The organism is Staphylococcus piscifermentans, assembly GCF_900186985.1.
Classification (GTDB): domain Bacteria; phylum Bacillota; class Bacilli; order Staphylococcales; family Staphylococcaceae; genus Staphylococcus; species Staphylococcus piscifermentans.
Genome location: NZ_LT906447.1, coordinates 356444 through 381002, shown reverse-complemented (window position 1 = coordinate 381002; position 24559 = coordinate 356444). Strand labels below are relative to the sequence as shown.

Below are 24559 nucleotides of genomic sequence, written 5' to 3'. Positions count from 1 at the left end.
ATCTATCTCCCAAACTCATTTCTGAGCATAATATTGTAGAAGTTGGTAAACCAATTGGCGATGGTCGGCGTGTCGTCATTATGTCGACCTGGAATACCGCGACTGATAATTTTCACCTTTTGTTTACCAAAATAATTTACTAAGTCATTATGCGCTTGCGAATCATAATCATCTTGTTCCATAAACGCAATCGCAAAGGTCGTATCGGATAAATCGTTATACTTCATGTATTTCCAGAACTTATCATTAAGATGTTGAATTGCGATGTCCTCATTCGAATGCTCATTCTTGAGTAAAATATCGAGCATCGTACCGAAATCATTCGGGCGGACTAAACGCATATTGGCAGCAATCGTTCCCATGTTAACGAGTGGTTTGCCGACAATAATCGCCTTAGGTCTTAATTTCCCGCTATAATACAATGCCCCGAAAGACCCCATGGATAATCCTGACATGATTAAATCACTGTCTGAAAAATTAAGTTCAGCTAATGTATCTTTAATCGTTTGTGTAATGGCCTTTTCATATTCTTCAGAACCTGCATAGAAAGCGCCGCCTTCAAGTCGCGGATCACCGAATAATAAGAACGGCGCGCCCATTTTTTTCATCATAAAGAAGGCTTCAAATCCTTCTGCAGGACGATAACCACTGAAATAGACGTTCAGCGGCGGCTTTAAATCTCCAGGATTGAAATAATAAATAAATTCATCGCGATCGGTATCTGTATAACGATGACCGCCTAATATAAAGTCGCCGAAATCTAAACGGGACCAACGTTTATGTACCGGACCGATTTTAACTTTGCCTGACCCTTTCGCCTTAATTGATACTGCAATGTAACAGTTGATGGGCTGTTTGTGGATGGTAATGGGTTCGCTTAATTCATCTTGAGTGAATGTATACGTCTCTAAAATACGGTCGACCGCACTGTTGTCACCGACTCTGAAAGTATATTGAAGCTGTACATCCCCTTCGATTTCAAATTCAGGCCAAATATCGTTAGCTTTATTCTTATTCGCGGTCAAAATGGTTTTCCAATGGATGAGCGGGTTGAAGTCAGTTCCGTAATCTCCTTCTAACTCAACATTCACATTGCCGTTATATTGCATTGTGCCTGTAAACGCCGGATTGACTAAAGCATCTATCGTACTGACTTTATCTCCGTATTGACCGGAGAAACCGATTGTTTTAATTTTATCGATTAAATCCGCTGTGTTTTCTCCCATCACTTCCCTGAAGAAGTACTTTCTTGCAGCACTGAACTGTCCAAATCTTTCTTCCCAAAAAGGACTTTCAACGTACGTATTGAACGGTTCGCTGATGATGTCTAGCAACGCGGCCAAATTCTCGGTGTAGGGTGTTTGAATGAGAATAAACTCAAAGGCTTTCTCTGCTTGCATCTCGCTGCAGATGGTTTCGAAATCTTGTTCTATATTATCGTCGTTGACATAGTGCCAATCTATCTCGCTTTGTGTCTCAAATGCCTCCTTGTAATTGTCGGGACCGATTTGAAGTGCTCTGAATTTACGCACCATGTATTTCACCTTCTATCAATCGATTGAGTTGCTGTACTAGTTTTTCTGAAGAATAGGCTTCTACTAGTTGCACTGAATAGGCAAATGCAAAGTTCCAATTCTTCAAGCCGATTAAAAACGTATCGAGTGCTTGCGGGAGTTCGCTATTGCGGCTAATCAACAATCCGTTTGCCTTATCTTTCATATATTCTGTGGGTTGGCAATTAATTTGCGGAATGCCCGCACTGATACTGCTGATTTGTAAAAATAAATCGGGTTCGTGATTCAAATCAATCATGATTCGCAATGTTGAAATGAGTTTCACAATATCTGCTTCAAAAGGAATAAATTCGAAACGCACCAGTTTTAATTCGGCAATTTGTGTTTCATCCATCAGCATATAACCCGGCTGTGCTTTCGCAAAGGCCTCGTTCACTTCATCGATACGGTCTTTTAATGCTTCTGCGCGTTGGGAACGTGAATGGCGTGTCAGCAATACTAACCGCAAGTCTTCCCCTTCTTGCACATAAGGAATTAAGACATCGAGTTGTTGATTCACTTCTTCCAGCGCTAACCCATCAATCATCAAACCGATTTCTGTTTCGTGCAATTGGCTGCTTAAATTCGGCAAGATAGTCGCTGGAAAAGGTGTATGTTGCATGATGTCTGTGGCAAGTTCTGTATCTTCTCTGTATTGCTTAAGTTGGGCTGCTTGGGTCTGGGAATCTACCAACCAATGTTGCGCTGTACTGATAGTTTGTAAATCTGAAGTGCTCAGTTCAGGCTGTCTTCGACTGAAAAGTGAAAACGTCAGGTGCTGACCGTTGATAACTTCAGTCAGCAATGCATTATGTCTTGAATCAGAAGCTGCAATATAGGTATTGTGCGGGTTCTGATGCGTTTCTATATAGGCCGCTAAGTATTCCTGGATGACTTCTTTCATTGATGGATACTCTGCTTGTTTGAATTGATCGTGAAAGGCTTCAGCAACCACTACTTTCCCCGTATCTAAGTGTTCCTCTATCACTATATGACCTTCACGATTGAGATACGCAATCTTTTCAGGTTGTGCTTGCTGATTAAAATAAGTCACACTCGACAGAAAACCGCGGTCGTCAAAGATATATCTTTTATCAATTTGATCATCTTGATAATCTTCAATCCAAGTCATATAACCTTCTTGGCTCATATAAATATTCGAAGAAGTATGTGCGCCTGTATAGGCCTTCACAATATACGGTGTATAAATAAATTCTGTTCCTTGCGGCCAATGCAAGTCGCGATAATCTATCGGTTGCGGGGTCGCTGGTTCGAACCCTTGTATAGCATCAAACACTGACCAATAGGAGGATTCAAAGAGACCGTTACGATATAAAAAGTTACGCAACTCGGAATGATAATTTAAACAAATAAGTTCGAAGGATTTATTATGTTTCGCCAACATATTTCCGAGACTGATCATATCATCAAATTCTGTGGTGAAATGTGTCTCGTAAAACGGCATGGCCTTATCGCGCCACCATTCATCTTCATGATACCAAGCTGGAATTAAATATTTCATGTTAGCCCTCCTTTCTTACCAATAACGATTTAAGAAACTTTTGTATTGATCGAAATACAGATATGTTTTTACAGTTTCTACAATATTTAAACTGATATAAACTAAGACGATAATTTGTACAGATAGATAAATTTCCTTTGAAAATTGCGGAATCAGTAACGTCGCATATAACGGGATCCCAATAATAACGGTAACAATAAAAGCGCCAAGCCAACTAATACGACGGGCTTTATGTACCAAATATTGATAGGTCGGTTTACCCGGATCTACACCAGGAAAGAAATTGCCGTTCTTCTTAAAGTCTTTCGCTTTTCTTTTAGGATCCAATATCAAGCGCGAAATACCATAACTAAGCACGAGTTGCAGTAACAAGAAGATTGTAATTCCTATAGGCGTAGAAAAATCTAAGAAATTAAGCACCTCATTATTTTTCGAATTGAAAAATTGGACAATCAGATTAATTGCACTATTCAATACAAAGAAAGCGGCGAAACTAATCATAATGGCAATACTGCCGCCTGGATTTAATTTCCAAGCGAGATAAGTATGTTCTCTGCGGGAGGAAATATCCATAATGTCTAGATAAGGTAAACGATATTCCGTAATTTCAATAAAAATTAATACTAATAAAATAATCAACAATACAAGCAGTGATGAAATCAGTAAGACGGGTCCCAACTCTGAGAATCCTATCTTCTGTCGCATAATTGAACGGATAATACTTATCATGACGATGGGCATCGGTCCTGCAATACCGTATCTTGTATTTAAGTCGGATAACCACACGAGCATCATTGCCCCGCTGATTAACACTAAGATAATCAACCATTTTTCACTCAGCTCTATTTGCGCGTGTGAAAGTAAGGTGAAGACGACAAAGTATGCTTGAATTACGGCTAATATCAAGGTGAATATCTTTTCTTTCGTACTCTTTTCGCGACGTGTTTGTTTCAACATGCGATCTGAATCTCTGTAGTAAATCAAGGTCATAAATATCATGGCAGTCAACCATGGACCTAAGCCGAGAGAGAATATATTGAGCGCACGATAATCTCCGCCGACATTCGCGGCAGTCATTTTATAAAACTCACTGATAGAAGTGTTAGTACTCTCCGTTGTAATGGCTGGGATGTGTGTACCGAATATGTATATAATCAGAATCCAACATGTAAAAATAATGCGTTTGTATAAAATTTTATATTCATAATCTTTGAGATATTTTTTCATGTTAATCCTCTTTTATTTAAAAAATTAAGGCAAGGCCCCAGCACAGTATGCTTGTACTGGCGGACCTTTACCTTTATTGATTATTACTCTTTATCTTTATTTTCTTTGTTGTCTTTTTTCTTTCTTTTTAGTAATCCTAAGCCTGCTAACATTGCGGCTACAGCTGGAATGAGACCTCTTCTATTATTCTCATTATTACCCGTATCCGGCAATTTATTAACTTTGTCATGTGTCGATGTCGCGTTCTCTGAAGACTGAGTTTCAGGTGGTGCTGTGCTTGTTGAAGTTTGATCTGAGTTCATAGACTGACTGTGATGAACTTCAGATGTTGAGACGGTTTCACTGCTTGAGTTGCTCATTTCAATCGACAAGCTTTGTGATATTGAGTTGCTTACTGCCTCTGATGTACTGCTAGATTCAGAGATACTCATAGATGTTGATGTACTTTCAGATGATGGTATCTCCATAGATGCACTTTCACTCACTGATGTTGATGTGCTAGTCGATGGTGCTGTGCTGATTGAGCCGCTAATCGAATTTGATGCGCTGGCTGATTCGGAATCACTGATGGATGTCGATGCACTTTCAGATGGCGGCAAGCTCATTGATTCGCTCGTACTGATTGATACGCTTTCTGACGGTGTTGTGCTGTTGGATTCACTGATCGAACCTGATACGCTGGCTGATTCGGAATCACTGATGGATGTCGATGTGCTTTCAGATGGCGGCAAGCTCATTGACTCGCTCGTACTGATTGATACGCTTTCTGACGGTGTTGTGCTGTTGGATTCACTGATCGAACCTGATACGCTGGCTGATTCGGAATCACTGATGGATGTCGATGTACTTTCTGACGGCGGTAAGCTCATTGACTCGCTCGTACTAGTTGATGTGCTTTCTGACGGTGTTGTACTGTTGGATTCGCTAATCGAACCTGATACGCTGGCTGATTCGGAATCGCTGATGGATGTCGATGCACTTTCAGATGGCGGTAAGCTTTCCGAATCTGACTCACTGGATGATGTTGACGGGCTCAACGATGTACTCGTACTTAGTGAATTAGAACCGCTGATACTTGTTGAGTCCGATAATGACATGCTTACACTTGTTGATGCTGATTGAGAAGTCGACGCTGAAGTACTTAAAGAAGTGCTTAAACGCTCACTTGTGCTCACTGAAGTCGAATCAGATAGCGAAGTACTTGTATTGATTGAAACTGATTTGCTGTTGGACGCTGAATCACTGACAGATAAACTGCTGCTTACTGATGTTGATTTGCTGAGTGATTGTGCATCACTTAATGATGAGCTTGTACGAATAGACTCTGATTGACTTGTTGAATTGGTTTCACTCACTGAAGCGCTATTACTCAATGAATTCGCTATACTTATCGCATTCGAATCACTCAGTGAAGTACTGGCACTTAGAGATGCCGATCTACTTTCTGAGATTGCTGTGCTTTCAGAAGTACTTGCACTTACTGACATTGATTGGCTTGTTTGGTTTTCTTCGCTGATCGAAGTACTGTTGCTGATAGAATTCGACTGACTCATTGAGAATGAAGTGCTCTTCGATTCACTTGCCACTAAGGAATCTGACTTACTCATTGAATTATCTTCGCTGATTGAAGTACTTTCCTTCAATGAAGCGGAAGTGCTTAATGAAGCAGATTGTTGTTCTGACTCATTCAGTTCAGAAGAATTTTCATTGCTTAATGATGTGCTGACGGATAAGCTCATACTCACTTGTTCTGAATTATATTCTGATAATGATTCACTTGTTGATAAGCTCTCTTGTTCAGATGCATGCTCTCTTTCACGTTCCGCTTCGCTCTCAGATAGACTCTCACTCGTTAATTCAGAAGTGCTGACACTTGTAGAACCGGACAACGACAAGCTGGTGCTGAGCGAAGTTGATTTTACTGTCGATAGTGATGTGCTGACTTGTTCACTTGTACTAAGTGAGGTCATGTCAGATAATGAAGCACTTTCGCTCATGGATTCTGAAGCATCTGTTGAATGAGAAACACTGAGTGAAGTGCTTGCAACTATAGAATCCGAAGCACTCATAGAATGTGCATCACTTAGAGATGTGCTTGAACTTAGAGAATCTGATCTGCTCTCTGAGTTTGCATCGCTTAATGATGTACTTGTACTCATGGAATCAGATTTGCTTGCTGAATATGCGTTGCTTAATGAAGTGCTTGCACTGAGTGAATCTGATTTACTTAACGAATTCGCATCACTTAGAGATGTGCTTGAACGTAATGAGTCTGACTTGCTCATTGAGTTAGAAGTACTTTCTGACGCACTCGCACTCATAGAATCAGATATATTTGTTGAATTAATAGTACTTAATGAAGCACTCGTACTTAGCGACTCAGATTTACTCATCGAATTAGCCTCGCTAAGTGAAGCACTTGTACTTAAAGAGTCTGACGTACTCTCTGAGTTCGCTTCGCTTATAGAAGTACTCTCGCTCGTAGAAGACGAAACACTATTTTGGTATTCAGTGCTTTCTGAAGTACTTTGGCTTAGAGAATCTGACTTGCTGATTGAATTGGCTTCACTTTCAGATGTACTTTTACTTACAGAAGTTGATGCGCTTTCTGAAACGGACGTACTTTCTGATTCATTAAGTTCTGTAGAAACTTCATTACTTAAAGAATTACTTGCCGACAAACTTGTACTTAATTGTTCAGAAGCACTTTCTGATAATGCCTCACTTGAAGATAGACTTTCACTGAGTGATTCAGATATGCGAATCGATAGTGAACCACTATCTGAAAGACTCGTACTCATCGACGTTGAAGTACTTTCAGAAGCAGCATCACTCGCTATCAAGCTATTTCTGACTGAAGTTTCTTCACTTTCTTCAACTGAAAGACTCGTTGATAAGCTAGTGCTCGTTATTTCAGAGAGACTCGCTGATGCAGAATAACTGTCAGCTGAACTTTCACTTGCTGATACAGATGTACTTGCTGAATCTGAATATACCGTCGATAGACTAGTGCTGTTTGATAATGAGGTACTATCTGACGCTGCATGACTTGCCGATAAACTTTCACTGATAGCTTCAGAAACACTTGTTGATGTCGCATGGCTTTCTGCCAAGCTTGCACTCAATGACTCAGATGCACTGTCGGATGCTGCATGGCTTTCTGCCAAGCTTGCACTCAATGACTCAGATGCACTGTCGGATGCTGCATGGCTAGCTGATAAACTTCCACTGAGCGATTCAGATGTACTAGCTGATGCTGAGTGACTTGCTGCAAGACTTTCACTGATTTGTTCTGAAAGACTCATTGATGCTGCATAACTCGATGACAGACTGTCACTTGTTGAAGCAGAATTGCTGCTGCTGAGTGATGTACTTTCGCTCAGTGATGTTGAGCTTGACGTTGATAATGATGTGCTGCTTGCAATACTTGTACTTTCTGATTCTGAGTCCACCACAGATGTGGATTTGCTAGCTGAAATACTTTCACTTTCAGATGTTGATTCATTTAACGATGTTGAAATACTAGTACTTGTTTGTTCAGAGTTGATTACAGATGTTGATTTGCTCTCTGATAAACTTTCGCTGATAACATCTGATTCACTGAGCGATGTAGATTCGCTTGATGATGCTTGATCACTGACAGATATTGAAGTATTTATAGAATCCGAAGTGCTCATCGATTGTGATTTCACTCTGGCTTCAAAGGTACTTGTCGAAGTGGATAAGCTTGTTGAAATAATTTCACTTAGTGATTCTGAATTATCGACTGATGTTGACGTACTTTCAGATAAACTGCTGCTCACTGATGTTGAGTTTTTAAGCGAGTCGGAAGTGCTAGCCGAAATACTGCCGCTTAACTTTTCAGAATCGCTTGTCGAAGCAGACTTACTTTCGGATAATGATTCGCTCACTACACCGCTTGTGCTTTCACTTGCAGCTGTCGAACTACTGATACTTTCACTTAGTGACGTTGAAAGACTTGACGAGTCTGATGTACTAGCTATTATACTGTCGCTCGTTGAGTTAGATAAGCTTGTTGAAGCTGCTTCACTGATGGACGTACTTGCTGCAGTTGAATCTGACAGACTGGCTGATCTTGATTCACTTGCAGATATGCTCGTACTAGTTGAAGCAGAATCACTTGCCATCGAATCTGATAGGCTGGCTGACAATGAAGTACTTAGCGATACGCTCGCACTATTGCTAGCTACAGTTGAATTGCTGATGGAAGTACTTGTCTTATCACTTAATGAAGTACTCGTTAAAATACTGTCGCTTACGCTTGTAGAATGACCTATACTTTCAGACGTACTTGCACTTTGCGATAATGAAACGTTTGTTGAAGTGACTTCACTGTCAGATGTGCTGGCACTTTCTGAAGTTGATTGACTTTCTGAATATGCAGTACTAGCTGATTCACTTGCTTTAATAGAATCTGATGTACTTGCGGAATTTGCAGTGCTCTCAGCTGTACTTAATGATTGAGAACCTGACAAGCTGGCTGAAGTTGCTTCACTTAATGATGTGCTTTGTTCCAACGAATCTGACAGACTGGCTGAGCGTGACTCGCTGATTGAAGTGCTGTCACTCATTGAAGTGGACACACTTGTTGAATTTACATTACTCAATGAAGTACTAGCTGCTATTGATTCAGATAAGCTTGTCGAAGCAATTTGACTTACTGAAGTACTTGCATTTAACGAATCGACTAAACTTAATGATTCTTCTTCACTATCAGACGTACTGTTGCTCATTGATTCAGAAATACTCATTGATACTTTATTACTGTCTGAAGTGCTCGCACTGATTGAGTTCGCTAAGCTTTCGGAACGAGATTCACTTGCTGCAGTACTTGTACTTACAGATTCGGAAATGGCTGTTGAAGTCGACGCACTTTCTAAAGTACTTACTTTTACAGAATCTGACAGACTGGCTGAGCGCGACTCACTTGTTAAGACACTCGTACTGATTGAATCTGACAAGCTTTCGGAATCGGCTTTACTGTTAGAAGTACTGTTGCTCATCGATTCTGACTGGCTATTTGAATATGCTTCGCTCAATGATGTGCTCGCCGCATCAGATTCACTGGAAGAAGCAGAAATGCTGTTGGATTCTGCTATGCTGTCTGAAGTGCTTGCACTGATCGAGTTGGCTAAACTTGCTGAACGCGATTCGCTTGCTGCAGTGCTCGTACTTAACGAGTCTGACAAGCTTGCTGAGTTGACCATGCTTGCTGAAGTACTGGCGTTAATGGAATCGGCTAAGCTTGTTGAGTTAGATGTACTGATAGAAGTACTTGCAACTGTCGAATCTGACGCACTAGTTGAGTTGGCTTCACTTAATAATGTGCTGGCGCTGAGTGATTGTGAAAGACTTGTTGATTGTGTCATGCTTTCCGCTTCACTACCACTTAATGATTGTGAAAGGCTTATCGAGCGTGAATTGCTAGTTTCAGTACTGTCGCTTGTTGAAGTAGACAAGCTTGTCGATACTGACGTACTTGCTACTACACTTGAACTTGTTGATTCAGAAGTGCTGCTGACAATGGAGTCACTTTCTGAAGTACTCGCACTAATCGATCCGGCTAAGCTCTCTGAACGTGACTCGCTGATTACTGTACTATCACTCATGGAAGTCGATAAACTTACCGAATTCGACTCACTGGCTACAAGGCTTGCACTAGTTGATGCTGAGATGCTGCTGGCAAGTGAAGTGCTGTCGGATTCACTTGTGCTGTCGGATAATGAATGGCTTTCGGATATCGCTGCGCTATCTGACGCACTCTTGCTTGTCGATGTTGACAGACTTTCTGATTGCGATTCGCTGGCTGCGGTACTGTTGCTTGTCGATGTTTCTACGCTTTCAGAATTCGATTCGCTCACTTTCAGGCTTTCGCTTGTCGATGCTGAGATACTGTTCGCAAGTGAAGTACTGCTGGATGCGCTTTTGCTGTCTGATAACGAATGACTTTCGGAAATTGACGCACTATCTGACGTACTCTTGCTCGTCGATGTCGATAGGCTGGCTGATTGCGACTCGCTTGCTGCAGTACTGTTGCTTGTTGACGTCGCTATACTTTCCGAATTCGATTCACTCGCTTCTAAACTTTCGCTTGTCGATGCTGAGATACTGTTCGCAAGTGACGTACTGTTGGATGCACTCTTGCTGTCTGATAGTGAATGACTTTCGGAAATTGACGTACTATCTGACGCACTCTTGCTTGTCGATGTCGATAGGCTGGCTGATTGTGACTCGCTTGCTGCAGTACTGTTGCTTGTCGATGTCGCTATGCTTTCCGAATTCGATTCACTCGCTTCTAGGCTTTCGCTTGTTGATGCTGAGATGCTGCTGGCAAGTGAAGTACTGCTGGATGCACTCTTGCTGTCTGATAACGAATGACTTTCGGAAATTGACGTACTATCTGACGCACTCTTGCTTGTCGATGTCGATAAGCTGGCTGATTGTGACTCGCTTGCCGCAGTACTCTTGCTTGTCGAAGTTTCCATACTTTCAGAATTCGATTCGCTCGCTTCTAGGCTTTCGCTTGTCGATGCTGAGATACTGTTCGCAAGTGAAGTACTGCTGGATGCGCTTTTGCTGTCTGATATTGAATGACTTTCGGAAATTGACGCACTATCTGACGTACTCTTGCTCGTCGATGTCGATAGGCTGGCTGATTGTGACTCGCTTGCTGCAATACTGTTGCTTGTCGAAGCCACTATACTTTCAGAATTTGATGCGCTCACTGAAATACTCGCGCTATTTGAGTCAGAGAGTCTTGTAGAAATAGAAAGACTTTCTTGTTCACTATCACTTGTTGAGATAGATTGGCTTGTCGCAATAGATGTACTTTCTTCCATGCTCAAACTTTCTGAATTAGCCGTACTTTCAGAGATAGCCGCACTTTCCGAAGTACTCTTTTCTAGAGAATCGGAGGTGCTATTAGCAATTGAAGTACTTGTAGATGTGCTTTGTTCTAGGGATGTGGACGTACTTTCTGAATTGGCTATGCTTTCTGATGTACTGGCTTGTGTCGATGTTGACGCACTGATGGATGCGGACTCGCTTTCTGATTCGTTGAGACTTTCGGATCCTGAGTTCGCTTGGCTGGTTGATAAACTGCCGCTCAATGATTCGGATAGACTGGTAGATGCTACTGTGCTGTCTGACAGGCTGGCGCTGATGGATGCAGATTTATTGAGTGAATCGGAGGTGCTGTCTGACAGGCTGGTACTGATAGATGCTGATGTAAGCTCTGATATAGATGTACTTTCTGAAATGCTTTCACTCGTTGCTGCAGATAAGCTAGTGCTTTCTGATGTGCTTGCACTGATTGAATCGGCTGTACTCAGGGATGTTGAATTACTATTTGAAAGTTGCGTACTCAGTGAATCGGAATCGCTGATCGATGTTGATGTACTTTCTGATTGACGTGTTGAAATAGATGTTGATGTACTTTCTGAATCGGCTGTACTAAGTGACGTGCTTGCGATAACTGAGTCTGATGCACTCTCTGATGCTGCGATGCTATCTGATTTGCTTGTGCTTGTAGCGATCGAGTCTCTGATAGATGCTGACGTACTGCTTGCAATGCTGTCGCTTAATGATGTCGATGTGCTTGTTGATTCAGCTTCACTTGTTGAAATACTAGTTGACACTGCTTCAGAAGTACTTTCTGATACTGCTAGGCTTTGTGAACTGCTGGCGCTGTATGAATCAGATAAGCTTTCGGATGCTGATAGGCTGTCTGACTTGCTTGTACTTGTAACGATTGAGTCACTGATTGATTTTGAAGTACTGATTGCAATACTGTCACTCAGCGATGTTGATTGACTCGTTGATTTAGCTTCACTTGCGGATGTGCTTTCTGAAATCACTTCAGATTCCGATTCCGATGCAGAAATACTTTGTGAACTGCTGGCACTGTATGAATGAGATAAGCTTTCGGATACTGCTAGGCTGTCTGATTTGCTTGTACTTGTAACAATTGAGTCGCTGATCGATGCTGAAGTACTGTTTGCAATGCTGTTGCTTAACGATGTCGATGTGCTTGTCGATTCAGCTTCACTTGTGGATGTGCTTTCTGAGATGGATTCAGATGCTGCTTCTGATAAAGAAACACTTTGTGAGCTGCTGGCACTGTATGAGTCGGATACGCTTTCTGATACTGCTAGGCTGTCTGATTTGCTTGTACTTGTAACAATCGAGTCGCTGATTGATTTTGAAGTACTGTTTGCAATACTATCACTCAAGGATGTTGATTGACTCGTTGATTTAGCTTCACTTGAGGATGTACTTTCTGAGATCGATTCGGATTCCGCTTCTGATAAAGAAACACTTTGTGAGTTGCTGGCACTGTATGAGCCGGATAAACTTTCGGATGCTGCGATGCTGTCTGACTTAATTGTACTTGTAACAATCGAGTCACTGATGGATGCTAAAGTACTGTTTGCAATACTATCACTCAAGGATGTCGATTGACTCGCTGATTTAGCTTCACTCATTGACGTACTCGTAACAACCGATTCGGATTCGCTTGTTGAGTCCGACTCGCTTTGAGAAACTTTAGTGCTCAATGAATTTGAAGCACTGATGGATGCCGCAGTACTTTCAGATGCCACACCGCTTAAGGATTCTGACGTACTGATCGATGATGCGGTACTTTCGGATGTGCTCGCACTCACTGAAGCCGCTTCACTCTCAGAAGCTGAGATACTTGATGAAATGCTGTTACTAATAGACTCAGACTTGCTCGTTGAAACTGCGGTGCTCTCTGATGTGCTCGCGCTGATAGACATTGATTTGCTATCTGAAACGGATGCACTTTCAGATGCTTGCTCGCTTAACACCTCAGAAGTGCTTGTAGATACTGAGATACTTTCAGAGGTGCTCGTACGAATAGAATTCGATTCGCTCAGCGATTTAGCTTCACTAGTTGATGTTGAGGTACTCAAGGAATTCGATTCACTTTCCGATTCTAAAAGACTTGCTGATGTGCTGGCGCTAATTGAATTAGAAGTAGCAATCGAATTACTGCTGCTCTCTGATGTGCTCGTATTGATAGACGTTGATGTACTTTGCGAAAGCGAGTTGCTGGCTGAAGTACTGCCTGAAACACTAGCGCTTGTCACTTCAGAATCACGTGTTGAAACTGAAGTACTTGCGACCATACTATCGCTGATAGAGCTAGATTCGCTTTCTGACTCTGCTGTACTCAATGAAGTACTTTTGCTGACTGAAGCGGATGTACTTTCAGAGTTTGAAATACTTGATGATTTGCTGTCACTCAATGATGAAGATTCACTCATAGATTCTGAATCGCTGGTTGATGTGCTTGTGCTGATGGCTGTCGATGTTTTAATCGAATCTGAAAGACTTGCTGATGTGCTCGCACTGATTGAGCTTGAGGCACTTTCTGAGCCTGACGTACTCAACGAAGTGCTTTCTTTTACAGAATCGGAAGTACTGGCAGAGTTAGCCATACTCGTTGAAATACTGCTGCTTGTCGAACCGGATTCACTAGCTGAAGTTGAAGTACTTTCGGATGTGCTGGCCTTAATGGAATCTGATTCGCTTTCGGATTCTAAAAGACTTGCTGAAGTACTCGCGCTGAGTGAGTCGGATGCGCTCGTTGAGGCTACAGTGCTCAATGAAGTGCTGGCACTTGTTGAATCGGCAATGCTTTGAGAATTTGAAGTACTGTTGGCAATGCTTGTACTTGTCGCTTCTGATGTACTGATTGACTCGGAACCGCTCGATGATAAACTGTTGCTCAAGGATTCGGATGCTGTTTTGCTGAGTGATTCTGATTCGCTCAAGGAAGCGCTGTTGCTTGCACTCTTAGATGCTGAAGTGCTTGTCGATGTACTTAAACTACCGCTTAAAGACTCTGAAGCGCTCGTTGAAGCTGCAGTGGATTGGGAAGTACTGGCAGCTACAGAATTGCTCAATGAACTAGAGTTGCTTAAAGAAGCAGCTGTACTTTCTGAAGTGCTGCGCGCTGAATCTGAAAGGCTCTCTGATAATGAATTGCTTTCGGATATTGAATTGGCTTCGCTTAATGAACTGCTGGCTGATTGCGAAGCAGCATTAGAACTGCTGACTGATGTTGAAGCGGACGTACTTGTTGCAAGTGATTCACTTAGCGCTTGCGATTGAGATGCACTCGTCGCAATACTGTCTGATGTCGATGCTGAAAGTGATATTTGTTGAGATGTGCTGGCTGATTGTGACGCTGCTGTACTTTCTGAAGTGCTGATGGATTGTGACAGACTACCAGAATTACTGTTTGATAGGCTCGTTGAAAGCGAAGTGCTTAATGCTTCTGATTCTGCTGTGCTGGTTGACGTACTGCCTGATAAGGAAGCGGATGTTGCTTCGCTTAGAGAAGTACTTTGTACGGCGCTTAATGATTGTGATGTTGAAACTGAGTTGGATTCCGCTATCGAGTCGCTTTTAGATGTTGATGTTGAAGCGGAAATGACTTCGCTGTCTGAGGTGCTTGTTGAAGTACTTGTTGATAACGACCCGCTCAATGACGATGACTTAGAAGTACTGATAGCTGTACTTTCTGATGTTGATGCTGCAATCGAATTTGCTTCAGATGTGCTTGAAGAGCTGCTGGCTGATTGTGATGCTGAAATTGAATTTGCTTTTGAAATAGAGTCACTTTCTGATACTGATGTACTTGCTACTATTGAATTGCTCTTTGAAGTGCTCGCAGCTTCACTGATGGATTGTGATGTTGATAAAGATCCGCTTGTCTGATTTGAAAGACTGGTTGATGCTGACTGTGAATCAGCTAGGGATCCACTTTTAGATACACTGTCCGAAATGCTTTTTGCAGTGGAAGCACTTAATGAACTAGATGTAGAGCTGCTGATTGACGAGCTGTTAGATGTTGAAGCGGCCTGTGATGCTGCTGTCGATGCGCTAGTTGAGCCGCTGATTGATTGCGATGTTGCAATAGAATCAGACAATGAAGTTGCTGTACTTGCTGATTGCTGTATAGAAGTACTTAATGAACCACTTGCTGATTGAGAGTCAGATATACTGGCATTAGTTGAGGCCTCAGCACTGGCACTCTCGGAAGCTGAGGTGCTTTTCGACAGAGAATCGGCAACGATACTTGCACTTGTTGAAGTTGATGCTGATGCTGCACTTGTACTGGTTGATTGCACGATAGATGTACTTGTCGATTGTGATTGTACTGGATCGACGCCTTTAATGGTTGTCGTAAAGTAATTCTCTTTACCTAAACTGTTATCATTTTGCGAAGCATAAGGTATAAATGTAAACGATAAATCTGCTTTAGGATTGGAAATCGGTACCGTAAAGGTAGACGTAATGCCATATCCTTTCCCCTCGTTGGTAGGAGTGATGGTTGTATATGGCCAACTATAACCATTACCAATTTTTGTCATCGGGTTATCAGTAGGCTTTGGTGTCGTCAAAAATTTTAAAGGTGCATCCCAAGTAGATAGCCCTGATTGTACAGTCGTTGGCGTACCATAACCAGCACCTAAAGTAATCATTGGTACTGTCGCAGTTCCCCATGTATTCATAGTTACTGTATTAGAGTTTAAAGATGGTTTTTCTACAGTAGTCGTGTCAGGATTGTCATAGGTTACTGTATATACAAATGTTAATGAAGTATTGTTGGTATTCGTAATAGTTAAATGATAATAAATCGATACGCCATTATATTTATCTTTGCCTACGCCTGTATAAGTTGTAGACGTAGTAGTTGCTGCGGCTGCTGCCATAGGAGTCACTTGCGTTGCCGCAGCTAACATTCTCACGCGTAAAGGTGAATTAGACATACTGGTACTCGTGCTTGTCGATTGATTGACACTACTTGAAGGATTATTTGATGATGTTGTACTTTGCGTGTCGCTCGCGTCAGTTTTTGTTGAATTCTGAGAGTTGGTTGAAGCTGTTTTATTTTCTGTGCTGTTTGATGTTGTATTATTGGAAACTGACTTTTTATCTGCTGAAGAAGTAGTCGTACTATTTTTAGCGGAAGTACTATCAGCGGCAGTTTTAGTTGTGCTTCGAGAAGCTTCTGAACTACCTTTCGTTAAATTTTCAGAATCTTTTTATTCTTGATGCGTTTGGCTTTCACTTGTTTGCTTATGAGTTTGACTCTCAGTATCAGCTGTGTTTGAAGATGCTTCTGAGTTCTGAATAGTTTCAGATTTTGATGTGCTGGTTTCTGAAGTTTTATTATTTTTGGACGCCTCGCTAGATTGTGTTGATTGCGATGACTCAGCGGATTCTGTTTGAGAATCGCTTGTTGATCCAACATGTTTGTCGTCTTTTACGCTCTCCGACATACTGCCTGAATTAATAGCTTCACTTTGTTCTGAAGTGCTTGTTTGTGAAGGTGCAGTACTTTCTATTTGAGAGGATTCAGTGTTTGTTTCGCTTGCTGAGCTTTCTGCATTTGAACTCGTGTTAGACTGGCTTGCTGAAGATTTAGTCAGAGAAGTAGAATTTTGATTTGCGACTGTCTCACTGAAAGATGATAACTCAGAAGTAACAGGGGTTTCTGAAGCTGCGAATGCTTGGTGTCCATCTATTAAGTTCATTGTGGCAAAAGCACCGCCTACAACAGCGGATTTTTTAATGAAATCTTTTTTCAAATCATCGGTTGTATCTACATCAAGTTCAATTTTTTGTTCCTTTTCAACCGATTTATTTTTAAAAGGCATTCCCATAATTCGTAATAATTCAATTTCTTTTAATCCAGCTTTAATCCAATGTTTGCCAGCTTTATATAGCTTGAACCTTACCTTTTCTTCTCCCATACTTTGTTCGAGTTTTTTCTTTTTCTTCGACATTCATACAATCCCCAATCTTTTCTTTATAAATATTTTCTGCTCTATCAAAAAGTCGATTATATTTTTTACTTATCTTTCAAACATATATTATTCATTCGCTTTTTACAACTACTTTTGCAAAATATTCTTACAAAGAAATTTTAATTCATATGATATTCTCTTTAAAGCCATACTCTTGTACTATTTAGTATTGCACCGAAATTGAAACTTAAACATTTTCAAAAAGCAAAAAAAACAGACAGAAACACTCCAGCAGAAGTCTTTCCATCTGTTTAAAATTATATTCCAAGTAATGCTTTTATAGTAAAGCCTATAATGACTGAGACCGTAATAGCAAAAAATCCAGGCACGATAAAGCTGGTTGCCCGCGTTTGTTTCGTCTCATCAAGATCCACTGCAAATAACAGTGTGGGTTGCGCGGGAATGACGAAATTGACATTTAAAGTTTGGACCATGGCTAAGAAAAAGGTTGGTGGCACGCCGATACTCATCAAGATTGGAAGCATAATCGAAGCCGTTGCTGATTGCGAGATCACAATGATTGTAACGAGCGAAACTAGAACGATGACCAGCCAAGGCACTTGTTCAATAATACCGCCTATTTTCTGGGTCATAATCTTTTTATTCTGAGGTGCACTGAAGATGGTCGCACCTAGCCAACCAGGCCCAAGCACTGCAAACAAGGCACCAATGGCAGATTGTGTAATATGGGAAGACAAAATATCGGTCGTCTTCAGTTTAACCAGCACCAGATTGACTGCTGCACTGGCATACATAAAGAGTTGTACAATATCCGTGGTCTGTAGTTTAATCATTTTGCCGTCTACTTTAAATGTAGGAACCAGATCCGAAAATATACCGAATACTAAAATACAACCTACCCCTATTAGAAAGGCTGCTACGCCTAATTTAACTCTGCGTGGAAAATACGGTTTAATATTTACTTCTTCTAAATCACTCAAGATATTTTCAGCAAATACGCTTGGTTGGACATTGCGTTTACGTCCAACAAACGTGCAGTAAATACTGAGTGCTAACATGCTGAGTAAAGCTGTCGGCAAAACGATAGATAGATATTTACCCATTGTCACCCCGGTTACCGCTAACGTTGCAATAATATAAGCTGTTGCTGAGGCTGCCGGACTACAAAGCAAAGCTAAGTTTGCCGTTAATACTGAGGCAATGAGCGGTCGTTTCGGTTGAATCCCTGCTTTCGTCGCAGTCTTTGCAATAATGGGTTCAAGTGATAATGCAATATTTGCTGTTCCGATGCCAAATACAAATAAGAAGACAATCATTGGTGCTATAAAAATAATAGATTTTGGAAAGCGTTCAATAATCTTTGATGCAAGGTAAACAAGATAATCTATACCTCCTGTTGCTTGCAAAGTTCCTCCCGCAATACCAATAGATAAAATAATAAGTACGGCTGTCACCGGTGCGGAACCCGGAGGCAAGCCGAATATAAATATCATAATCAACTGTGCTACAATGGCGAAAATACCACAGCCTAATGCACCCGCTGTTCTCAGTCCCATAATAATAGCGAGTACCATAATCACAATTTCCGTTATAAATAGGAACATGTTGACTCCTCACTTTACCCTTCTAAACTTTGTGAAAAAATTACCATGATTTAGTGTATCACGATGTGTGAAATTTCGGCATGCCTTTTCCACTCTAAAATTCGACTATTTCGTAACAATTTTTAAACCTATCTTTATTTTGTCTCTGCATTATTTTGAAATCAAAAATTACTTAATTATGTTGAGGATTAATTGCGTATTTATTTTAACTTAAGTTGCGAAGCGTTTTTACATTCTTAGGGTAGTTTAAAATGCGAGGAAGTGCCAAGAAAAAGATGAAATCTGGACACTAGTTTCTGAGTTGTGTCTAGAAAACACCTTATTCTGGACACTACTTTCTGAGAAGTGTCTAGAAAACACCTTATTCTGGACACTACTTTTCGAGTAGTGTCTAGAAAACACCTTATTCTGGACACTACTTTCCGAGAAGTGTCTAGAAAACACCTTATTCTGGACACTACTTTCCGAGAAGTGTCTAGAAAACACCTTATTCTGGACACTACTTTCCGAGAAGTGTCTAGAAAACACCGGAATCTGGACACTACTTTTCGAGTAGTGTCTAGATTATGTGGATATTGGACATGTTCACTCTATTCTCGGCCAATATCCCCCTATCCCCACCTGTTTCAATATCTTCCTCTCAAACACGAAGGGGCTAGGACACCAATCAATGTCCTAGCCCCTCAATCTTGCTCAATACAATATTTACTTATTTATTTTCTATCCCAATAACGCACTTTATCAAATGCTTTTACGATAGTATCTGGATTATCTGAAGTGAAGACACCTGGTGCATCTAATTTGATTTTGCCATCTTGTAAATCTTTAGCTGCCGCTTCATTAAAGATAATCGGTTTTTTATGTTTGTAAGCCAATGCTGCAAATTCTTCTGCGTCTGGCACTAAACCGTTACCATCTGATAGAATCACTAAACTGTCGAATAAAGTAGAGTGTGCTGTTTCATAAGTGTCATTCACTGTGATGTCATCTGACAATTCTTTTTGTTGTTTACCGATGAAGGCATAGTTTAAGCCGTTTGAAGCAAATTCTTTTGCATATTTTTTCAATGTTTCTGGATCAATATCGCCATTAATCAATACGGCTACTGAGTGGCCTGGTAATGGACGCTTGTATTTTTCCATCGTCAATTGACTGTCTTTTTTATCAGATTTTACTTCTTCATTTTCTTCTGGAACGGTAACACCTACATTATCCGCTACACGTTCAGCAAGTTCACGGTCTACTTTATTCAATTGATTAACTGCGCGCTGACGCACATCCATACTTTTACATTTACCAATTTCAAATGAGAAGCCATCAACTGTATGGTCATATTCAGGTTGTGTTAAGCTGTTAAGATATAATTTAGCTTGTGAATAATAGTCTTTGAAACTTTCACTGCGTGTACGCACTTTATGACCTTCCACGCGTTCTGGATAATGTTCGTAACCACCTTGTGCTTTGGAACTAGTGAATGGGCAGTTACCTTCTAAACCATTGTTGTGATAAGATGTTTTATCTGTATGGATATCCATTTGATACATTGCGTCACGTTGGTTATTGTGCACTTTATTCACTGGGCGGTTGATAGGAATTTGATTAAAGTTCGGTCCGCCAAGGCGTGAAATTTGTGTATCTGTGTAGGAGAAAAGACGACCTTGTAAGAGTGGGTCATCTGAGAAATCAATCCCTGGCACGACATGTCCTGGATGGAAAGCAATTTGTTCGATTTCATCAAAGACATTGTCTACATTGCGGTTCAATGTCATTTTACCTACAACTTTTACAGGAATTTCATCTTCCGGCCATAATTTAGTCGGATCTAAGATATCGAAATCGAAATCAAATTCTTGGTCTTCTCGAATAATTTGCAGACCTAATTCCCAAGCTGGATAATCCCCTTTTTCAATAGATTCATGTAAGTCTTTACGATGGAAGTCGATATCTTTACCTTGTAAGATTTGTGCTTCATCCCATACTAATGATTCTAATCCATACACTGGGCGCCAATGAAATTTAACAAAGAAAGATTCGCCTTTTGCGTTAACTAAACGGTACGTATGTACGCCGAATCCTTCAAGTTGACGAATATTTTTCGGAATACCGCGGTCGCTCATTACCCACATTGTGGTATGTGACGCTTCTGGATTTTCAGCAAAGAAGTCCCAGAATGTATCATGTGCCGAACCACCTTGTGGCGTTTCTGTATCAGGTTCAGGTTTCACTGCATGAATCACGTCCGGGAATTTGATTGCATCTTGGACGAAGAAGACTGGAATATCGTTACCTACTAAGTCAAAGATACCGTCGTCAGTGTAGAATTTAGTTGCGAAACCACGTACGTCACGGACTGTATCAGGAGAACCTTTCGAACCTTGTACTGTAGAAATTCTCGTAAATAATGGTGTCTTCTTATCAGTATTTGTTAAGAAATCAGCTGATGTATATTCTGATAAATCTTCATATAATTCGAATTCGCCATGAGCACCAAAGCCGCGTGCATGTACTACGCGTTCTGGAATACGTTCATGGTCGAAATGCATAATTTTTTCTCTGAAATGAAAGTCTTCAAGCAGGCTTGGCCCACGTTCGCCTGCTGTTAAAGTGAGTTCGTCTTCGCTGACTTTTGTACCATTATTGGTAGTCATCGGTTGGTCTTTACCGTTTTTCTTAAACTGTTCCAACTGCTCGAGCTTTTTATTATTATTTTCTTCTTGTTTACTCAATGTAAATCCCCCTCACATATGTGTAAAAATAAAACCACGGTAATCTGTTCCCTTTTAGAGTTTATATAAAACTCAATTTGCATTTAACGTTGATTTATATAATAAAAATATACAAATACTGAAATGTGTGGAGTATTTTCTGAGGAGGAGGAGCAAATGAAAAAAAGCACCCCTTTCAAAAAGGGAGGTGCTCTCCAAGTCTTTCTTTTCCGGCAGGTGTTAGTCACTGAGTTCGCTGTCTTTGATGTCAGTAATGAACATGTGGCCGGGCGCGTGTGTGATGATCAGGTCTGGTTTGGCATCGAGGGCGACTGATTGTGGAGTCACGCCGCAACCCCAAAAGACGGGGACTTCGTTGTCTTTGATTTGGACAGGCTCGCCGAAATCTGGATGGTCTAGGTCTTCTACTCCGATGTCTGCTGGGTTGCCGATATGAATTGGTGTGCCATGGACGTTCTTGAAATGTGTGGTGATTTCTGTGGCACGGATAGCGTCTTTCATGGTCATGGGGCGCATGCTGACGGTGATGTTGCCGTCAAAGCGCCCTGCTGGTTCGGCAGGTATATTGGTGATGTACATGGGAACGTTGTGGCCTTCTTCGAGATGGCGCAGTGGAATTCCGGCTTCTAGCAAGGCGTGTTCGAAAGTGAAGCTGCAGCCGATCAAGAAGCTGACCATGTCTTCGTTGAACAGGTCTTGGACGTCTGTCGGTGTGTCAATCAGTTCTCCGTTCTTATAAACGCGGTAAGCGCCTACATCTGTGGTGATATCGGCATCTTTGCCGTATTTGGAAAAGTTGACTTCGCCGACTTCTGACACGTCGAGTAATGGGCAAGTTTTTGGATTTTTGAAACAGAATTTTAAAAAATCGTATGCATATTTTGAAGGTAGAATGACGACGTTGGCTTGGATGTAACCTTTTGCCATCCCGCTTGTATGTCCTGTGACTTCTTTTTCTCGAATCATTTGGCGTAAAGCTTGCGGCGAAATATTTTGTAAATCTGTCATGTGTAAACATCCCCTTTGTTTAGTGTTTGTACTATTTTAACAGATTCTGGGGGGATGTGCGCGATTGTGTGTAAGCGTTTTCTTATTTTCGTTTTACGCCTTATAAAGAACGGTAGTAGTGCGGTTGTGTGTAAGCGTTTTCTTATTTTCGTTTTACGCCTTATAAAGAACGGTAGTAGTGCGGTTGCGGATACCAATAGAAATACACCGACTTTATGTTAGGCTAATTTGTAATGTTTTTGTACATTATATGTTGCGGTAACTTTATTTCCATGCTATGATTTATGTGTATTAAAAAAGAAGATACTAGCTGTGAACTAGTATCTTCCGAGTAAAGGCTCACAATTACTGGTTGTGAATACCAAACGAACCTTTTTGGTTGGCTGATTAAGTTCTTGCGAAACTTAGTTAGCTTATTTTTTTGTTATGCGGCAATATACTTAGTTTAGCTATAAAAGAGTCTATAACAACAGATTCTTTTATAGCTATTTTTTATATGGTTTAGAAGGAATTTAACTATCTCTGGCTTAGGATTTTAGACCATGTTATAAAAGGGTGCCTTTCCTTTAAAGTGTCTAGGCGCCTCTTCCTCGCTTAGACACTTTCGGCTCTATCTGTATAGGCGCCTCCTCCTTGCCTAGACACTTTCAATCCTAACTGTATAGGCGCCTCCTCCTTGCCTAGACACTTTCAATCCTAACTGTATAGGCGCCTCTTCCTTGCCTAGACACTTTCGCCCCTAACTGTATAGGCGCCTCTTCCTTGCCTAGACACTTTCGCCCCTAACTGTATAGGCGCCTCTTCCTTGCCTAGACACTTTCAATCCTAACTGTATAGGCGCCACTTTCTCGCCTAGACACTTTCGCCGGTCCATCCAGCCAGCTCGGTCGCTTTCCCGACTAACTACCTCTTCTAAACACCCCCTACTAATGCGAATCCACAAACTTATTCCCGCTCAGATCTCCCTCCCACTTTCACGCTCCTTCCATTTTCTTACTTTTTGTCAAAATTTATTTTTAATTGATATTGATAATCTTTATCAACAGGTATAAAGTAAAGGTAATCAATCTTTAAGAGAGGTACAACTTTATGTTTACAAATATGTTTGTCCTTGGTATCACTGGTCCTACGAGTTTAGTTGTTATTGCCATTATCGCCTTAATTATTTTCGGTCCGACGAAATTGCCTCAATTCGGCAGAGCTATCGGATCGACTTTGAAAGAATTTAAATCTGCTGCTGAGCATATAGATGAAGATTCGCACGAGACACCCAGTAAACCCTCAGAATCTCAACGTAAAGAATCAACAAAATAACGACACTATAGAATCAGAATCCTACACAACCCAAACGAGCAGCTACACTTCTAGCTTGCTCGACCATTTCGGAGAGTTGCGTAGTCGCTTACTTAAAGCAGGTATTGCTTTTATAGTTGCCGTTCTCATCATGTACATTTCTTCACATTGGTGGATGCATCCTTTTATTCATGAAATTAAACGTGGCAATATGACTTTGCATGCTTTTTCCTTTACGGAAATGATTCAAATCTATGTCATGATTATTTTCTTTGGTGCCTTGCTGCTGGTTTCACCGATTATTTTCTATCAGTTATGGGCCTTTATTGCGCCTGGCTTGCATGCAAATGAAAGAGGCTTTATTAGAAGGTATAGTACTTTCTGTGCTTTCTTTTTCCTAGCAGGTATCGCCTTTGCGTACTTTATCGGCTTCCCGCTGATTATCCATTTCTCGCTTAATTTATCGGGAATCATGGATATTGCGCCGGTGATCGGCTTCAAGGAGTATTTATCGGAACTCTTGCGCTGGCTGCTCATCTTTGGCATTTTGTTCCAATTGCCGGTAGTGTTGTTCGGTTTAGCGCGTTTCGGTTTAATCGATGCGCATCAGTTATCGAAATCACGTAAATATGTCTATTTCGCGTGTTTTGTCGCTGCTAGTATTGTCGCGCCGCCGGATTTAATGCTGAACATTCTATTGACTATTCCTTTAATTTTATTATTCGAAGTCAGTATGGTGATCGTGAAAGTCACACAGTTGCGCCATCCGCAGACTTTTCCTGAGAAATAAATATAACACCCG

The 24559-nt window shown here is 41.1% G+C and carries 33 protein-coding genes; 24 read left to right on the top strand and 9 right to left on the bottom strand.

Features of this window, described 5'->3' with window-relative positions; genetic code table 11:
* Positions 1-2 precede the first annotated feature (2 nt).
* From asp2 to CKV71_RS12380, 4 genes are all read right to left on the bottom strand, one after another.
* Positions 3-1535: an accessory Sec system protein Asp2 gene (asp2, locus tag CKV71_RS01590; RefSeq protein WP_095103121.1), complete on the bottom strand. Its 1533-nt coding sequence runs from the start codon at positions 1533-1535 to the stop codon at positions 3-5.
* Positions 1525-3075: an accessory Sec system protein Asp1 gene (asp1, locus tag CKV71_RS01585; RefSeq protein WP_095103119.1), complete on the bottom strand. Its 1551-nt coding sequence runs from the start codon at positions 3073-3075 to the stop codon at positions 1525-1527. The genes asp2 and asp1 overlap by 11 nt, the downstream gene beginning before the upstream one ends.
* Before the next feature lie 15 nt (positions 3076-3090).
* Complete coding sequence (gene secY2, locus CKV71_RS01580) at positions 3091-4302, bottom strand: accessory Sec system protein translocase subunit SecY2 (protein ID WP_095103118.1); 1212 nt, start codon at positions 4300-4302, stop codon at positions 3091-3093.
* A gap of 83 nt (positions 4303-4385) precedes the next feature.
* A complete protein-coding gene (locus CKV71_RS12380) occupies positions 4386-4661 on the bottom strand; it encodes an LPXTG cell wall anchor domain-containing protein (protein WP_157738583.1) in 276 nt (91 codons plus the stop codon).
* Between CKV71_RS12380 and CKV71_RS12375 the strand changes: the two genes are divergently transcribed.
* From CKV71_RS12375 to CKV71_RS12345, 7 genes are all read left to right on the top strand, one after another.
* Positions 4654-5424, top strand: coding sequence for a hypothetical protein (locus tag CKV71_RS12375; RefSeq protein WP_157738581.1), 771 nt, complete (start codon positions 4654-4656; stop codon positions 5422-5424). The two genes, CKV71_RS12380 and CKV71_RS12375, sit on opposite strands and share 8 nt — an antisense overlap.
* Positions 5425-5451: 27 nt before the next feature.
* Complete coding sequence (locus tag CKV71_RS12370; protein ID WP_157738579.1) at positions 5452-5634, top strand: hypothetical protein; 183 nt, start codon at positions 5452-5454, stop codon at positions 5632-5634.
* 9 nt (positions 5635-5643) lie between these two features.
* Complete coding sequence (locus tag CKV71_RS12365; RefSeq protein ID WP_157738577.1) at positions 5644-5850, top strand: hypothetical protein; 207 nt, start codon at positions 5644-5646, stop codon at positions 5848-5850.
* A gap of 15 nt (positions 5851-5865) precedes the next feature.
* Complete coding sequence (locus CKV71_RS12360) at positions 5866-6324, top strand: hypothetical protein (RefSeq protein ID WP_157738575.1); 459 nt, start codon at positions 5866-5868, stop codon at positions 6322-6324.
* A gap of 69 nt (positions 6325-6393) precedes the next feature.
* Positions 6394-7242, top strand: a complete 849-nt coding sequence (locus CKV71_RS12355; protein ID WP_157738574.1) for a hypothetical protein — start codon at positions 6394-6396, stop codon at positions 7240-7242.
* 411 nt (positions 7243-7653) lie between these two features.
* Positions 7654-7935, top strand: coding sequence for a hypothetical protein (locus CKV71_RS12350; RefSeq protein ID WP_157738573.1), 282 nt, complete (start codon positions 7654-7656; stop codon positions 7933-7935).
* Between the two features lie 36 nt (positions 7936-7971).
* The gene (locus tag CKV71_RS12345) at positions 7972-8595 is read left to right on the top strand and encodes a hypothetical protein (RefSeq protein WP_157738572.1); all 624 of its coding nucleotides are present in this window, start codon (positions 7972-7974) and stop codon (positions 8593-8595) included.
* 1 nt (position 8596) lies between these two features.
* Here CKV71_RS12345 and CKV71_RS12740 read toward each other — a convergent pair whose 3' ends face one another.
* Positions 8597-8722, bottom strand: a complete 126-nt coding sequence (locus CKV71_RS12740; RefSeq protein ID WP_269457255.1) for a hypothetical protein — start codon at positions 8720-8722, stop codon at positions 8597-8599.
* 104 nt (positions 8723-8826) lie between these two features.
* On the opposite strand from CKV71_RS12740, the gene CKV71_RS12630 reads away from it, so the two are divergent.
* The 15 genes from CKV71_RS12630 to CKV71_RS01530 all read left to right on the top strand — a co-directional run bounded on the left by CKV71_RS12630 (position 8827) and on the right by CKV71_RS01530 (position 16410).
* Positions 8827-8979, top strand: coding sequence for a hypothetical protein (locus CKV71_RS12630; RefSeq protein WP_231917536.1), 153 nt, complete (start codon positions 8827-8829; stop codon positions 8977-8979).
* Positions 8980-9048: 69 nt separating this feature from the next.
* A complete protein-coding gene (locus tag CKV71_RS01570) occupies positions 9049-10269 on the top strand; it encodes a hypothetical protein (RefSeq protein WP_095103114.1) in 1221 nt (406 codons plus the stop codon).
* Between the two features lie 33 nt (positions 10270-10302).
* On the top strand, positions 10303-10485 hold the full coding sequence (locus CKV71_RS12335) for a hypothetical protein (RefSeq protein WP_157738571.1): 183 nt from the start codon (positions 10303-10305) through the stop codon (positions 10483-10485).
* Between the two features lie 33 nt (positions 10486-10518).
* A complete protein-coding gene (locus tag CKV71_RS12330) occupies positions 10519-10701 on the top strand; it encodes a hypothetical protein (protein WP_157738570.1) in 183 nt (60 codons plus the stop codon).
* 33 nt (positions 10702-10734) lie between these two features.
* Positions 10735-10917 (top strand): hypothetical protein, encoded by a 183-nt coding sequence (locus tag CKV71_RS12325; RefSeq protein WP_157738569.1) that lies wholly within the window; start codon positions 10735-10737, stop codon positions 10915-10917.
* Positions 10918-10950: 33 nt separating this feature from the next.
* The gene (locus CKV71_RS01565; protein ID WP_095103112.1) at positions 10951-11733 is read left to right on the top strand and encodes a hypothetical protein; all 783 of its coding nucleotides are present in this window, start codon (positions 10951-10953) and stop codon (positions 11731-11733) included.
* A gap of 51 nt (positions 11734-11784) precedes the next feature.
* A complete protein-coding gene (locus CKV71_RS01560) occupies positions 11785-12135 on the top strand; it encodes a hypothetical protein (protein ID WP_095103111.1) in 351 nt (116 codons plus the stop codon).
* Positions 12136-12270: 135 nt separating this feature from the next.
* Entirely contained in the window at positions 12271-12567 is a 297-nt protein-coding gene (locus CKV71_RS01555; RefSeq protein WP_095103109.1) for a hypothetical protein, read from the top strand.
* Between the two features lie 81 nt (positions 12568-12648).
* Entirely contained in the window at positions 12649-12783 is a 135-nt protein-coding gene (locus CKV71_RS12735; RefSeq protein ID WP_269457254.1) for a hypothetical protein, read from the top strand.
* Positions 12784-12870: 87 nt separating this feature from the next.
* Positions 12871-13989 (top strand): hypothetical protein, encoded by a 1119-nt coding sequence (locus tag CKV71_RS01550; protein WP_095103108.1) that lies wholly within the window; start codon positions 12871-12873, stop codon positions 13987-13989.
* A 21-nt stretch (positions 13990-14010) separates the two neighbouring features.
* Positions 14011-14460 carry a hypothetical protein gene (locus CKV71_RS01545; protein ID WP_095103107.1) on the top strand — a complete coding sequence of 150 codons (450 nt, stop codon included), beginning with the start codon at positions 14011-14013 and terminating at the stop codon, positions 14458-14460.
* A 57-nt stretch (positions 14461-14517) separates the two neighbouring features.
* A complete protein-coding gene (locus tag CKV71_RS01540; RefSeq protein WP_095103106.1) occupies positions 14518-15069 on the top strand; it encodes a hypothetical protein in 552 nt (183 codons plus the stop codon).
* 78 nt (positions 15070-15147) lie between these two features.
* Positions 15148-15342: a hypothetical protein gene (locus CKV71_RS01535; RefSeq protein ID WP_157738567.1), complete on the top strand. Its 195-nt coding sequence runs from the start codon at positions 15148-15150 to the stop codon at positions 15340-15342.
* 57 nt (positions 15343-15399) lie between these two features.
* On the top strand, positions 15400-15546 hold the full coding sequence (locus tag CKV71_RS12320; protein ID WP_157738566.1) for a hypothetical protein: 147 nt from the start codon (positions 15400-15402) through the stop codon (positions 15544-15546).
* A gap of 681 nt (positions 15547-16227) precedes the next feature.
* Positions 16228-16410: a hypothetical protein gene (locus CKV71_RS01530; protein ID WP_095103103.1), complete on the top strand. Its 183-nt coding sequence runs from the start codon at positions 16228-16230 to the stop codon at positions 16408-16410.
* Here the strand turns inward: CKV71_RS01530 and CKV71_RS01525 are convergent.
* The 4 genes from CKV71_RS01525 to CKV71_RS01510 all read right to left on the bottom strand — a co-directional run bounded on the left by CKV71_RS01525 (position 16401) and on the right by CKV71_RS01510 (position 22464).
* On the bottom strand, positions 16401-17144 hold the full coding sequence (locus tag CKV71_RS01525; RefSeq protein ID WP_095103102.1) for a KxYKxGKxW signal peptide domain-containing protein: 744 nt from the start codon (positions 17142-17144) through the stop codon (positions 16401-16403). The genes CKV71_RS01530 and CKV71_RS01525 overlap by 10 nt on opposite strands.
* A 278-nt stretch (positions 17145-17422) precedes the next feature.
* Entirely contained in the window at positions 17423-18730 is a 1308-nt protein-coding gene (locus CKV71_RS01520; protein ID WP_095103100.1) for an anaerobic C4-dicarboxylate transporter family protein, read from the bottom strand.
* Between the two features lie 713 nt (positions 18731-19443).
* A complete protein-coding gene (locus CKV71_RS01515; RefSeq protein ID WP_095107195.1) occupies positions 19444-21378 on the bottom strand; it encodes a catalase in 1935 nt (644 codons plus the stop codon).
* Between the two features lie 297 nt (positions 21379-21675).
* A complete protein-coding gene (locus CKV71_RS01510; RefSeq protein WP_095103097.1) occupies positions 21676-22464 on the bottom strand; it encodes a putative hydro-lyase in 789 nt (262 codons plus the stop codon).
* A gap of 1089 nt (positions 22465-23553) precedes the next feature.
* Here CKV71_RS01510 and tatA point away from each other — a divergent pair.
* On the top strand, positions 23554-23778 hold the full coding sequence (gene tatA, locus CKV71_RS01505; RefSeq protein ID WP_015901450.1) for a twin-arginine translocase TatA/TatE family subunit: 225 nt from the start codon (positions 23554-23556) through the stop codon (positions 23776-23778).
* Positions 23779-23833: 55 nt separating this feature from the next.
* On the top strand, positions 23834-24547 hold the full coding sequence (gene tatC / locus CKV71_RS01500) for a twin-arginine translocase subunit TatC (RefSeq protein ID WP_231917554.1): 714 nt from the start codon (positions 23834-23836) through the stop codon (positions 24545-24547).
* Positions 24548-24559: the final 12 nt, after the last annotated feature.

Excerpts from the sequence above, each read along its gene's own strand:
- asp2 (WP_095103121.1), bottom strand. The coding sequence starts at position 1,535 with ATGGTGCGTAAATTCAGAGCACTTCAAATCGGTCCCGACAATTACAAG.
- asp1 (WP_095103119.1), bottom strand. The coding sequence starts at position 3,075 with ATGAAATATTTAATTCCAGCTTGGTATCATGAAGATGAATGGTGGCGC.
- secY2 (WP_095103118.1), bottom strand. The coding sequence starts at position 4,302 with ATGAAAAAATATCTCAAAGATTATGAATATAAAATTTTATACAAACGC.
- CKV71_RS12380 (WP_157738583.1), bottom strand. The coding sequence starts at position 4,661 with ATGAGCAACTCAAGCAGTGAAACCGTCTCAACATCTGAAGTTCATCAC.
- CKV71_RS01545 (WP_095103107.1), top strand. The coding sequence starts at position 14,011 with ATGCTTGTACTTGTCGCTTCTGATGTACTGATTGACTCGGAACCGCTC.
- CKV71_RS01525 (WP_095103102.1), bottom strand. The coding sequence starts at position 17,144 with ATGTCGAAGAAAAAGAAAAAACTCGAACAAAGTATGGGAGAAGAAAAG.
- CKV71_RS01520 (WP_095103100.1), bottom strand. The coding sequence starts at position 18,730 with ATGTTCCTATTTATAACGGAAATTGTGATTATGGTACTCGCTATTATT.
- CKV71_RS01515 (WP_095107195.1), bottom strand. The coding sequence starts at position 21,378 with ATGACTACCAATAATGGTACAAAAGTCAGCGAAGACGAACTCACTTTA.
- CKV71_RS01510 (WP_095103097.1), bottom strand. The coding sequence starts at position 22,464 with ATGACAGATTTACAAAATATTTCGCCGCAAGCTTTACGCCAAATGATT.
- tatA (WP_015901450.1), top strand. The coding sequence starts at position 23,554 with ATGTTTACAAATATGTTTGTCCTTGGTATCACTGGTCCTACGAGTTTA.